The organism is Tunturiibacter empetritectus (assembly GCF_014201375.1).
Lineage (GTDB): Bacteria > Acidobacteriota > Terriglobia > Terriglobales > Acidobacteriaceae > Edaphobacter > Edaphobacter lichenicola_D.
Map to the genome: position 1 here is coordinate 51,485 of NZ_JACHDZ010000009.1, position 12,653 is coordinate 64,137.

Annotated in this window: 9 protein-coding genes; 5 read left to right on the forward strand and 4 right to left on the reverse strand. The window is 61.1% G+C overall.

Annotation, left to right across the window (positions count from 1 at the left end):
- Nucleotides 1–18: 18 nt before the first annotated feature.
- A complete protein-coding gene (locus HDF10_RS19725; RefSeq protein WP_183816533.1) occupies nucleotides 19–1,017 on the reverse strand; it encodes a zinc-dependent alcohol dehydrogenase family protein in 999 nt (332 codons plus the stop codon).
- 80 nt (nucleotides 1,018–1,097) lie between these two features.
- On the reverse strand, nucleotides 1,098–2,003 hold the full coding sequence (locus HDF10_RS19730; protein ID WP_183816535.1) for a formate/nitrite transporter family protein: 906 nt from the start codon (nucleotides 2,001–2,003) through the stop codon (nucleotides 1,098–1,100).
- 235 nt (nucleotides 2,004–2,238) lie between these two features.
- Here HDF10_RS19730 and ligA point away from each other — a divergent pair, with 235 nt between their 5' ends.
- Nucleotides 2,239–4,374: an NAD-dependent DNA ligase LigA gene (ligA, locus tag HDF10_RS19735; protein ID WP_183816537.1), complete on the forward strand. Its 2,136-nt coding sequence runs from the start codon at nucleotides 2,239–2,241 to the stop codon at nucleotides 4,372–4,374.
- A 114-nt stretch (nucleotides 4,375–4,488) separates the two neighbouring features.
- On the opposite strand, the gene HDF10_RS19740 is transcribed toward ligA, so the two are convergent.
- Nucleotides 4,489–5,940 (reverse strand): glucoamylase family protein, encoded by a 1,452-nt coding sequence (locus HDF10_RS19740; RefSeq protein ID WP_183816539.1) that lies wholly within the window; start codon nucleotides 5,938–5,940, stop codon nucleotides 4,489–4,491.
- A 267-nt stretch (nucleotides 5,941–6,207) separates the two neighbouring features.
- On the opposite strand from HDF10_RS19740, the gene HDF10_RS19745 reads away from it, so the two are divergent.
- From HDF10_RS19745 to HDF10_RS19755, 3 genes are all read left to right on the forward strand, one after another.
- Nucleotides 6,208–7,278 carry a LacI family DNA-binding transcriptional regulator gene (locus tag HDF10_RS19745; RefSeq protein WP_183816541.1) on the forward strand — a complete coding sequence of 357 codons (1,071 nt, stop codon included), beginning with the start codon at nucleotides 6,208–6,210 and terminating at the stop codon, nucleotides 7,276–7,278.
- A 255-nt stretch (nucleotides 7,279–7,533) separates the two neighbouring features.
- Entirely contained in the window at nucleotides 7,534–9,687 is a 2,154-nt protein-coding gene (gene fusA / locus HDF10_RS19750; RefSeq protein ID WP_183816543.1) for an elongation factor G, read from the forward strand.
- A gap of 167 nt (nucleotides 9,688–9,854) precedes the next feature.
- Nucleotides 9,855–10,625 (forward strand): CPBP family intramembrane glutamic endopeptidase, encoded by a 771-nt coding sequence (locus HDF10_RS19755; RefSeq protein ID WP_183816545.1) that lies wholly within the window; start codon nucleotides 9,855–9,857, stop codon nucleotides 10,623–10,625.
- Here HDF10_RS19755 and HDF10_RS19760 read toward each other — a convergent pair.
- Nucleotides 10,550–11,419 (reverse strand): CPBP family intramembrane glutamic endopeptidase, encoded by an 870-nt coding sequence (locus HDF10_RS19760; RefSeq protein WP_183816547.1) that lies wholly within the window; start codon nucleotides 11,417–11,419, stop codon nucleotides 10,550–10,552. The two genes, HDF10_RS19755 and HDF10_RS19760, sit on opposite strands and share 76 nt — an antisense overlap.
- A gap of 337 nt (nucleotides 11,420–11,756) precedes the next feature.
- On the opposite strand from HDF10_RS19760, the gene ku reads away from it, so the two are divergent.
- Nucleotides 11,757–12,653, forward strand: coding sequence for a non-homologous end joining protein Ku (ku, locus tag HDF10_RS19765; protein ID WP_183816549.1), 897 nt, complete (start codon nucleotides 11,757–11,759; stop codon nucleotides 12,651–12,653).

A 12,653-nucleotide genomic window follows, 5' to 3' on the forward strand; every position in this document is an offset into this window, starting at 1 on the left:
GATGGAAGCTCGCGAGGGCTAAAGGGTTACTACGATCTTGCCAATCTGCGCGTTTGATTCCATGTAGCGGTGGGCTTCGACGATCTGTGCGAAGGGGAAGGTCCTGTCGATGCGGGGTTTGAAGTTGCCGGCGACGAGGTTGTCGAAGACGTACTTCTTCGCATCTTGCGACTTGACTGGATCGGCGAGGATGTCGCGCAGGGTGTAGCCCTGGATAATGAGACGCTTGCTGAGTGCGGTGAACAGGGGGTAGGGGGTTGGCTCCATGGCCAGCGCGCCGTACTCGAAGATGGTGCCCTGGACTGCGGTGGCGCTGGCGAGGGCTTCGATGCCTTTGCCGCCGATGGGATCGAAGACGATGCGCGCGCCCTGGTTGGCGGTGATCTGGTTGACGCGGGCGACGAGGTCCTCTTCGTCGGTGACGATGACGTGGTCGGCGCCTAAGGCGAGGAGTTCGGCTTTTTTGGCTGAGGTGCGCGTGGTGGCGATGCTGGTGGCGCCTTCGGCTTTGGCGATCTCGATAGCGGCTAGTCCGACGCTGCTGCTGGCGGCGGTGATGATGACGTAGTCGCCCCTGGTGAGATGGCCGTAGTAGATGAGGGCTCCGTAGGCGGTGATGTACTGCATCCAGATGCTGGTGCCTTCTTCGTAGGAGAGCTTGGAAGGGTACTCAGCGACTGCGTGGATCGGGACGATGGCGACCTCTCCATAGACGCCGTAGTGATTGAGCGAGAAGGCCGGGGTGGTGCTGGCCTTTTTGCCTATCCAGCTGGTGTCGACGCCGGGACCGACCGCTTCGACGATACCGGAGGCTTCGTAGCCGTTGGTGGAGGGGAGGACGGGCGTTTCGAGGTAGCGGTCGTGAAGGAACATGCTCTCGGCGCGGTTGAGGCCGATGGCTCTGACGCGGAGGCGGACTTCGCCCTTGCGTGGTTCGGGGAGGGGGAGGTCGTCGAACTGGAGGACTTCGGGGCCGCCGATTTTGTGAAAGCGGACCATCTTTACTGTGTCGGGCATGTTGAGTACTCCTGCAATCCTGCTGCGTGAGTCTTGGATGAGGAAGTGGGCGAAAGGTCGCGGATTTCGGAGAGAGGGGCTCAGGCTTTTGCAGACTCTTCGGTCTTGGTCTCTTCTTTCTGATGGGGGGCGATGGCTTCGGCGTCGGCGTCGCCACCGTAGATGACCTGGCCGTACTCGAGGAGGGTGACCATGCCGACGCCGCCGCAGATGTTGCCGGCTACGGCGGGGAGGAGCCAGGTGAAGTAGCTGGTCCAGGCGGCTTTGCCGATGAGGACGGCGGCGAGGATCTCGCCGCTGGTGGCGATGCAGTGGGCGAAGTTGCCGAGGCCGACGACGAAGGTGAGCATCCAGATGATCATGACGGAGCCGGTGATGGAGTGTGATCCGGAGACGAGCCAGGCGACGGTGGCGATGATCCAGCCGCCCATGACGCCGCTCCAGAAGATGGTGGCGGCGGGGTTGTGGATGGCCTCGAGGCCGAGGCCTGCGAGGGCTTGCACGACGCTTGGATTGACGGCGTTGGTGAGGGCGGCGAGGGCCGCGAAGGTGAGAGCGCCGAGGACGTTGGCGGGAAGGACGGTGGCCCAGAGACGCAGGGTCTTCCAGAAGTGTTTCTTTTCGGCGAGGACGAGGGCTACGGGGTAGAGGGTGTTTTCGGTGAAGAGCTGGGAGCGGCCGAGGATGACGACGATGAAGCCGAGGGGGTAGAACATCTTGCCGACGAAGAAGATGGTGTGGGAGGGAACGGTGCCGGGGGTGGTGAGGAGAGCGATCGCGATGCCATTGCCGAGGGCGGAGAGGCCCATGAAGATTCCGCCGGCGAGGCCGGAGATGGCGAGGGAGACGCTGGAGCGGCCGAGCTCCTGACGGGCGTTGTTGGCGACCTGTTCGTAGATGTCCTGGGCGCTGGGGCGTTCGAGATTCTTTTGCGCGTCTTGATTGGCGAGTGGGGCGGGCGGGTAGCGGCGGAGGCGGTAGGGCATGGAGTGTGAGATGCAGATTTTGTCCTTCCGGACGGGCCCGCTGCGCGCGGGGCGGTCACTTCGTGACTTGTATACCGCTTCGCATGGTGCTCCCGTTGGTCGCGAACGAAGATGATTCCGACCAACGGGAGGACCATGCTGCCAATCCTGCCGAGACCGGTATACGCGTCACGAAGTGACCGCCTCCCGCGTAGAGAGCCCGTCCGGCAGGACATCAGCTTTTATAATCTGGCCTATGGCGACTGCGTTGACACCGGATCAAGAGATAGAGGAGCTGCGCGATCAGCTTCGTCATCATGAGCATCTGTACTACGTCGAAGATGCGCCAGAGTTGACGGATGCGCAGTATGACGCGCTGATGAACCGGCTGAAGCGGCTCGAGGAGAAGCATCCTGAGCTGGTGACGGCGGACTCGCCTTCGCAGCGCGTGGGGGGCAAGCCGAAGGAAGGGTTCGTGAAGATGCCGCACTCGCGGCCGATGTTGTCGCTGGATAACGCGTACAACGAGGAGGAGCTGCGGGCGTGGGACCAGAGGGTGCGGGATGCGCTGCCGAGTACGGAGGCGGTGCGGTATGTGTGCGAGTTGAAGCTGGATGGGCTTTCGCTGGCGTTGCAGTATGGGCCTGGATCTGGGCTGGGATCTGACAAGGGCGGAGCTGCGCATCTGGGGCGGGGGCTGACGCGTGGGGATGGGTCGATCGGCGAGGATGTGACGAGCAATGTGCGGACGATTCGGTCGGTGCCGCTGAGTATCCCGGCTGCGAAGTTGAAGGCGGCGGGTTTGCCGCAGAGTTTTGAGGTGCGCGGCGAGGTGGTGTTGCCGCATGCGGCGTTTGTGAAGATGAATGAGGAGCGCGAGGCGGCAGGACAAGCTCCGGCGGCGAATCCGCGGAATGCTGCGGCGGGGACGATACGGACGCTGGAGCCGAACATCGTAGCGCAGAGGCGGCTGGATTTTTATGCTTATTTTTTGCTGAAGGATGGCGAGTTTTTGCTGCCGCAGCAGTCGACTGCACTGGAGGCTTTGAAGACTTCGGGCTTTCGCGTTAACAACTATGCGAAGGCGCTGAAGAGTATCGATGACGTGGTGAAGTTTATTGCGGATGCGGAGCCGCTGCGTGATTCGCTGGGGTATGAGATTGATGGCGTTGTGATCAAGGTGGATGCGACGGCGCAGCAGCGGCGGCTGGGATTTACGGGGAAGGCTCCGCGGTGGGCGATTGCTTACAAGTTTGCGGCGCGGGCGGGGATTACGAAGCTGGAGGGTGTGTTGTTTCAAGTGGGGCGTACGGGGAAGGTGACTCCGGTGGCTGCGCTTACTCCCGTGTTGATTGGGGGGACTACGGTGTCGCGCGCGACGCTGCATAACGCGGATGAGATTGCGCGGTTGGGCGTTCGCATAGGGGATTTTGTGCAGGTGGAGCGGGGCGGGGATGTGATTCCGAAGATCGTGGAGGTGGTGGAGGATAAGACGCATCCGCGAGGGACGAAGGAGATTGTTTTTCCGAAGAACTGCCCGGTTTGCGCGAGCGAACTGCAGCGGATCGAGGGCGAGGTGGATTGGCGGTGCGTCAATAATTCGTGTCCGGCGCGGGTTCGCGAAGAGTTGCTGCACTGGTCGGCGCGTGGGGTGATGAACATTGAGGGGCTGGGTGATGCGATGGTGGCGCAGCTGCTTGGCCAAAGTGCGGAGCTGGGTGGGGATGTGGTGACGGAGGAGGGTGCGCCGGTCGTGGTGCGGGGGCCGTTGATCCATACGATTGGGGATTTGTATCGGCTGAAGCGCGAGGATCTTCTTGGGCTGGAGCGGGTGGGCGAGAAGACGGCAGATGCGCTGCTGGAAGAGATCAAGCGGTCGAAGAAAGCGGGGCTGGCGCGCGTGCTGCTGGGACTGGGGATCCGGTTTGTGGGTGAGCGGACGGCGCAACTGCTAGCGGAGCACTTCGGTTCGATGGATGAGTTGATGACGGCGGCGAGTCAGGATGCGGGGAAGGCTGGCGAGGCGTTAGAGGCGGTGAATGAGGTGGGGCCGAAGGTGGCGCAGGCGATTGCGGAGTTCTTCGCGGTGGAGAAGAACAAGGATCTGGTGAAGGATCTTGCTGGGCTGGGGCTGGAGATGACGGCGGAGAAGCGGGTGACGACCTCTACGCTGGAGGGGCTGACGTTTGTGTTGACGGGGACGCTGCCGAATCTTACGCGGGAGTCGGCGAAGGAGAAGATTGAGTCGGCGGGGGGGCGCGTTTCGGGGAGCGTGAGTAAGAAGACGAGCTATGTGGTGGCGGGGGAGGAGGCGGGTTCGAAGCTGGATAAGGCGAACTCGCTGGGGGTGAAGGTGCTGGATGAGGCGGGGTTGCTGGAGTTGCTGGGGTAGTGCGTCCTGCCGGACGGGCCCGCTGCGCGTGGGGCGGTCACTTCGAGGGGCGTATACCGGTCTTTGTGGATTAGGTGCGCGGGCCCTCCCTTCGGTCGGGAGGATTGCTCTCGGCTAGTGCTGGTCTACTAGTTTCGGGGAGATGATGTTTGGTGGGCGGTTGGTGCTTGGAGCTACAGGCTGGTCGGAGCTCGGGATCGCGGTGGGCTTTGGCTCGGAGGGGTTGATGGGCTGGCGAGCGCTGTGGAAGCCGCAGGCCTTCATGGCGGCGACCGGTTCGGGGTTCTGCATGAAGATGTCCCAGACGAAGGCGCTGCGAAGATTCTCTGCCATGAGGACGCTGATGCCGAGGTCGATACCGAGGACGTCGGGGTCGTACCAGTGGAGGTCGGGGTGGAAGGCGTCGCAGAATCCGTAGCGTCCCCAGGCGTCTTTGCCGAAGTTGTCGCGGAGGGCGCGGAGGACGCGGACGCAGTCGTGGGGGAGGAAGGGCAGTGAACCGGCAGTGGCGCAGGGGACGACGGACCCATCGACTGGACCCATGAGGGGAGGGCCGCCCCAGGCGGTGTAGCCGTGCTCCCAATCGGAGGCGGAGACGCCCCAGTAGTCGTCGGTGTAGCCGCGTTTGAGGCCGAGGCAGAAGGCCTTGTGTGCGCGGGTGGCGGTGATGGAGTTGGAGAAGTAGTTGGCGAAGGCGTCGCGTTTGCCGGCGAAGTCGAACCAGGCGTGGGAGAACTGGTGGATGAAGAGGGGATCGCGTCCGCTGATGTAGGAGTAGGGGCCGAAGGTCATGGGAGGGCGGGTGAAGGCGCTCCAGGATTCGGCGGAGATGGGGTGGGTAGGTGAGCCGATGGCGAGGAGGTAGAGCATCATCAGTTCGGAGTAGTGATCCCAGCGGGTCGAGAGAAAGCCGGTCTCGGGAAACCAGCCCATGGAGAAGGTCTTGCCGCCGTTGAGCATCCAGGGCCAGTCGACGCGGTTGTAGAGCTGGGTGGCGAGGTCGGTGATTTTGGGATCGTTGAAGTAGGCGCGAACGGTGAGGACGCCGCAGAGGAAGATGGCGGTGTCCATGGAGGAGACTTCGACGTTGATGAGGGGCCTGCCGGTTCTGACGTCGCTGAAGTGATAGAAGAAGCCGTGCTCGTGCGGCATCTTGTTGAGATGGAAGTCGAGCGTGGTGATGACCTGCTTTTTGATGCGAGCGGTGTCTTGATAGCCGCGCTTGTCGGAGATGCAGAGTGCAGTGAGACCGAAGCCGGTGGCGGCGATGCTGGCGGCGAAGTGCTGGTCGAACTCGCCGGTGGCGGTCTTGTTGGTGGCGCGGTCGAGGACCTGTCCTGTGGCTGGGTCAGCCTGCTCGGTGAAGTAGAGGCAGCCGGCGCGCTCCATCTCTTCGAGGAAGGCGATGTCTTCGTCGGTGAGCAGCCGAGTGTAGGCGGGTGTTGCGGGGGCGGCCTGCTGAGCTTCGAGAGGGGCTGCTGCAAAACTGGACAGGATGGCTCCGCCGAGGAGTTTGGTCGCGCTGCGTCGCGTGATCTTAGGCGGAGTCGAGGTGCTGAAACTCATTCTGTCTATCGTACGTTCCTGCCGGGAGTGCAGACGTGTCTGACTTTGTGAATCGTGGAAAAGTAACGCGGAGGTTGTAGAAACGTCGTCGGATTTCGACGGTCGTTCGTGTAGGAGGCCTCAGGGGTTTGATGCCGCGACTGCGCAGGGCGATGCCGGTGTGATGTTCTGAGTCGAGGGGTTGCTGGGCAGGGGCGTGCTGGGGGTGGACGTATGTCGGGGCTAATAAGAGAGTCACAAAGAGCGTACTTGTGACAGACTGCATGAATGCGTGGACGCACGAAAAAATCTGCGACGCCAGAGTCGAAGGCGCAGGAGCATAAACCGGCAGGCCTGAAGGTTTTGTCGGATCACCTTGGATTGTCGATGGCGGCCATCTCGCGGGTCCTGAGTGGGGCGCCGGCGGCGCGATCGATTCCGAAGGCGACGCAGGACCGGATCTTGAAGGCGGCCGAGGAGCTGAACTATCGGCCGAATCTGTTTGCCCGGTCGCTGCGTAATCGGCGGAGCCAGACGGTGGGAGTGATTGTGCCGGAGGTGAGTGAGGGGTACGCGACGCTGGTGCTGAGCGGGATCGAACAGGAGCTGATGCAGGCGGATTATTTTTACTTTTTGATAAGCCATCATCATCGCGAGGAGATGATTCAGAGGAGCGAGCGGCTGTTTCGGGATCGGGCGGTGGAGGGAGTGATCGCTGTGGACACGCTGCTGCGGGACCGGTGGGCGATTCCGACGGTGACGGTCTCGGGCCATCATGAGCCGAAGGGTGTGACCAACATTGTGTTGAACCATCGGCTGGCTGCGGAGCTTGCGATCGATCACCTGAGCGGGCTGGGGCATAGGCGGCTGGCGTTTATCAAGGGGCAGAGGTTCAGCTCGGATACGGAGTCGCGGTGGCGGGGGATTCGTCATGTGATGGAGAAGCGAGGGCTGAAGATTCTTCCGCAACTGGTGGCGCAGCTGGAGGGAGAGCAGCCGACGCATGAGCCGGGTTATCTGGCGACGCAGAGGCTGCTGGCATGTGGCGAGAGCTTTACAGCGTTGTTTGCATTCAATGATGTGTCGGCTATTGGTGCGATCAAGGCGCTGCGGGAGGCTGGGCTGAGGGTGCCGCAGGATGTTTCGGTGGTGGGGTTTGACGATGTGCAGTCGGCGGCGTTTCAGAATCCTGCACTGACGACGGTGCGGCAGCCGCTGCGGACGATGGGAATGCTGGCGGCCCAGACGGTGTTGCTGCAGATTGGGGCGGCGGCTGGAGGGAACCATGCACAGGAGATTGTGGTCGATCCGGAGTTGGTGGTGCGGGAGTCGACCTGCCCTCCGGCAGGCAAGAGATAGCGGTGCGAGGCTAACCTTTTTATTTCAGAGGCAGTCTGGCCTGGCCGCTTCCGGCCCAAATTAGGGGGAAGCGGAAAGCCTGTTTGTGATAGCATCCCTGCTCCTCGAGATAGCGGTCCCTGCGGGGGCTGAACTCGAGGTCCACTTTCAGTGGTCGATGTTTGGCGGAGACTGTTCGGACCGATAACCCATACAGTGAGGTTTTATTTGTAACCGACGGAGATTTATCAGCTCTGATTTGAAGGAGAGTCTGACATGAAGGTCTATCTGGGAGACGACATTCGTAATGTGGCCGTGGTGGGCCACGCGCATAGTGGAAAGACGACGTTGATCTGCGCGATGCTGCATGCGGCGAAGATGACGGCGACTCGCGGCCGGATCGAGGATGGGTCGGCGGTTACGGCGTATGACGAAGAAGAGGTGGCGCGGCGGACGACGATGTCGAACGCGGTGGCGTTTGCGGAGTGGAGCGGGATCAAGATCAATCTGATCGATACGCCTGGATTTCATATGTTTGTGCACGAGACGCGCGCAGCGATGCTGCCGGTGGAGGTGGCGCTGGTGGTGGTGAACGCGCAGTGCGGTGCGGAGGCGGTCACTGATCGTGTGTGGAAGTATGCTGCCGAGGTGACGCTGCCGCGCGTGATCGCGATCAACCAGGTGGACCATACGAAGGCCGATAGCAGGATGGGCCGGCAGCGGATGATCGAACAGTTGCAGGAGAAGTGGGGGCGGCAGGTGGTGCCGGTGCAGCTGCCGATTGTGGATCAGCATGGGTTTCATGGGGTGGTGGATCTGGTGACGATGAAGGCTTATCTGTATAAGCCGGATGGTGATGGGCGGGGTGAGGTGGGGGTGATTCCGGAGGCGGTGAAGGCGGATGCGAAGGCTGCGCATGAGGCGCTGGTGGAGCTTGTCGCCGAGGGGAAGGACGAGTTGATGGAGGAGTTCTTTCGCGAGGGAACGATTCCGGAGCAGCATCTGATCGTCGCGCTGCATGAGGCGATTCGCGAGGACAGGATCTTCCCGGTGCTGTATGTGAGCGGGCTGCGGAATGTTGGGACGGACCATCTTCTCGATTTTCTGAAGGTGTATGCGCCGGCGCCGACGGAGAGGGAGCCGGTGGCTACGCGGGGGATTCTGCACTCGGCTGCGAACGGTGTGAATGGGAGCGGTGCGGGGGGCGATCAGGACGAGATTGTGATGCGCAGGGTGGATGATAAGGAGCCGCTTGCGCTCTATGTGTATAAGACGATGACCGATCCGTTTGCGGGAAGGATCTCGTTCTTCAAGGTTGTCAGCGGGATGATGACGACGGACAAGACGGTGCAGAACTTTACGCGGCATGAGTCGGAGAGGCTGGCGCATCTTTCGATCATGCAGGGGCGGAAGGCGGTTGAGGTTTCGGAGCTGCATGCGGGAGATATTGGAGCGGTGGCCAAACTGCGGGTGACGTTGACGGGAGATACGCTGGGCGATAAAGCCCATGAGGTTTATCTGGAGCCGGTGCCGATGCCGGAGCCGGCGATGACCTATGCGATTGAACCGAAGTCTCGCGCGGATGAGGACAAGCTTGGGCCTGCGCTGCATAAGGTGATGGAAGAGGATCCGATGGTGAAGTTCTTCCGCGATCCGCAGACGAATGAGTTTCTGGTAGCCGGGGCGGGACAGCAGCATATTGAGGCGGTGGTCTCGAAGCTGAAGCGGCGATACCACACGGACGTGACGTTGAAGGCTCCGAAGATACCCTATCGCGAGACGGTGCTGGGGCGGGCAGAGGCGCAGGGACGGTATAAGAAGCAGACGGGCGGCCATGGGCAGTATGGGGACTGCAAGGTTCGCATGGAGGCGATGCCACGGGGAAGCGGCGTGGTGTTTGGGAACGAGATCTTTGGCGGGGCGATTCCGCGGCAGTATGTCCCGGCGGTGGAGAAGGGAGTTCGCGAGTCGGCTGCGCGTGGATTTCTGGCGGGGTATCCGGTGGTGGATTTGAAGGTGACGGTGTTCGATGGCAGCTACCACGATGTGGACTCGAGCGAGATGTCGTTCAAGATGGCGGCGCGGCTGGCGTTTCGCAAGTGCATGGAGCAGGCGAAGCCGGTGCTGCTGGAGCCGGTGATGCGGGTGGAGATCGAGGCGCCGGAGGACTTTGCCGGGGCGTTGCTTGGCGATCTGAATGGGCGTCGCGGTCGCGTGCAGGGGATGGAGAGCGGCGGGGCGGGGACGACGGTGCGGGCTGAGGTTCCGATGGCGGAGATGCTGAGCTATGGGACGACTCTGACCTCGATTACGCAGGGGCGGGGGAGTTTTCGAATGGAGATGGATCACTATGAGGTGGTTCCGGCGTTGCTGGCGCAGAAGATTCTGGCGGCTTCGAAGCAGCCGGTTCATGACGATGGCGACGAGTAAAAAGCTGACGCAAGGCTGTTTGGCGCTATGACAATTTCCCTGATGGTGTAGGTACTGCAAACGCAGATTTCCTTCGGGAATGACAAACAAAAAGGCCAAGACGGCTCTTCACCAAGTGCGGCGTTGCTCTAGTATAAAGATTCGATGAATTTTTCGGATCAGGTGTTATGAGCGCGAGTGCAGCCAGTGCGTTGGATTTTTCCGGGCCGGAGCGGCCAGGGGCTGCGGGGTGGAGACGGCGGACGCTGGTTGATCTGGCAGTGGGATACGGGCTGATCCTGATTGTGATCTGGACTCCGGCGCCGCTCAGAACTGTACTTTATTTCGTTACGCTGGGGTGGATTGGGTACGCGACGTGGAGCTCCTTTAGCGGGTGGGACGCGATGGGAGTGCGGGTCGCTGGATTCTTCCGTTCGATGTGGGTTGTGGGGATTGCTCTTTGTCTTGCGGTGGGAGCGGTGATCTTTGCGTTGCGGGAGCAGACGCTGCATGGGCCGCATAGCGCGCTGCGGCTGGTGCAGGGGTTCTGGGGCTATACGGTCTGGTCTTTCTTTCAGCAGTTTCTGTTGAATGATTTTGTGATGCGGCGGTTGTTGAAGCTGACCAATGACCGGCGGGTCGCGGTGATCGGCGCGGCTGGTTTGTTTGCGCTGGCGCATCTGCCGAATCCTGTGCTGACGGTGATGACGCTGGTGTGGGGCGTGGCGGCTTGTCTGGTTTTTCTGCGGTATCGGAACCTGTTTACGCTGGGGATGGCGCATGCGGTTCTCGGGATCTGCGTTGCGGTTACTTTGCCAGCGTCGGTGCAGCACAATATGCGGGTGGGGCTTGGTTATCTGCGGTATCGGCCGCATGTGCAGCATCATCTGAACCAGATGGACCATAGGGTGTCGACGGTGGTGTGGGTGATGGCTGAGGCTCCGACGCGTCGGTCGTGACGCCAGGCTCTGCCATAGAAGATGCCGGCGATGGCGGCGAGCAGGACGTAACGCCAGTTGAAGTGCAGGGCGCGCTTGTTGAAGTGGGAGAGGCCGAAGAGGGCGCTGGTCAGGAGCAGGGCTTGGGTGCGGGCCAGGCGGCGTTCGAGCAGGTTTTGCAGCCAGCCGCGAAAGAAGAGCTCCTCCGGGACCGCGATGAAGAGGAAGGTGAAGAAGGCCCCGGCGAGTTGGGAGAGGCGCGGCCAGTGGGGGTGGAAGTGGAGAAAGCTGAGGCTGAGACCTAGGCCGATGGCGATGGGGGTGTAGAGGGCCCACTCGCGCAGGCCGATCGCGAGGTCGCGTCGACGAAGGCGGAGATCGAAGCCGATGCCGTTCAAGTCACGGATGAGGAAGCCGTAGATTCCGGCGTTGAGCACGATCATCTTATTGAAGACGGCCAGGTGCGGTGGCCACGCGGGCTCGAACCAGCGGAGGTCGACTGCCAGGCCGAGGGTGATGAGGACGAGGTAGTCTCGCCAGTTGCCAGTTTGATTTGGATCGGCTTCTCGGGCTTGATGCAGGAGGAGCGTGACTGCGATTGGGAGGAGTGCGTAGAGAGCGAACCAAACCCAATGGAAGCTGGATGTAGCCAAGGTGACCAGGAGATAAGGAAGGCAGAGTGTCGAGGGGAGTAGCAGTCTGATTGCGATTGGCAGGGACTGGATTCGTTTGCGGAGCGCGTCGCCAAAGAAGGCTGCAGAGAGAAAGGGGATCAGCGTGAAGATGGCTGCGAACAGATTGGGGAGCGTGAACATTTGCTGGGCTTCAGTATAGGGAGGAGAAAGTGACTAAGGCGTATCTCTTTTTTCGTGAAGAGCGGAAGAGCGCGTCCTGCCGGACGAGCCCACTGCGCTTGCCATCCCACGAACGAAGACCTGTTCGCGGGGACCCCGATTCGGGCGGTCACTTCGTGTCTGTATCCCTTGTTTGGGAGAGGCTCACTTCTTCGGTCCTCCCGTTGGTCGGAGAAGGGCGATAAGAGATGGCAAAGTCGAGCTGTTTTGGTTTTAAGGCTTGTATTTGCGGGGTTTATAGTGATAAAAGCATCTTCCGGGCCTTTGTTTGCTTCCAATCTACTCTGGAGAACCCCTTATGCCGCGTCCGTACTGGTCAGGTCAGATACAGATCTCACTCGTTTCGTTTGGAGTCAAGCTGTTTACGGCGACCGAGTCGAAGAGCGAGATTCGTTTTCATCAGCTTAGCCGGAAGACCGGCGAGCGGATCAAACACCAGAAGGTCTCGGGCGATGAGGGCAAGGTGGAGAGCTCCGATATCGTGAAGGGCTACGAGTATCGCAAGGGCGAGTACGTCATGGTCGAGCCGGAGGAGATCGAACAGATTCGCATTCCTTCGAAGCACACGATTGAGGTGACGCAGTTCGTCGATGAGGGCGAGCTTGATCCTGAGTTCTTCGAGAAGCCCTATTTTGTGGTGCCGGAGAATGATGTTCAGGCAGAGGCGTTCGCGGTGGTTCGGAAGGCGCTGCAGACTACGAAGAAGATTGCGCTGGGGAAGATTGCGTTTAGTGGGCGCGAGCACCTAGTTGCGGTTTCGGCTGGTACGGACGATAAGCTGCCGGGCATGATGGCTTACACGATGCGCTATGCGGAGGAGCTTCGCGATCCCAAGGAGTTCTTCGAAGACATCAAGAAGGTGGCGGTGGATGAGGATCAACTGTCGCTGGCGAAGGAGCTGATCAAGCGCAAGGCGTCGAAGTTTGAGCCGGAGAAGTTCAAGGACGAGTACGAGGCTGCGTTGCGCGAGATGGTTGAGGCGAAGGTGAAGCATGCGCCGATTCCGAAGGATGAGCCTGCACCTGCTTCGGGCAAGGTGATCAATTTGATGGATGCTCTGCGGAAGAGCGTGCAGGGTGACGAAGCGGTTGCGGGTAAGAAGAAGGCTCCGGCGAGAGCGACGGCTGCGGAGACGCAGAAGGGCATCGAGCTGGTGAAGCCTGCGAAGGCGACCAAACCGCGTAAGTCAGCGTAG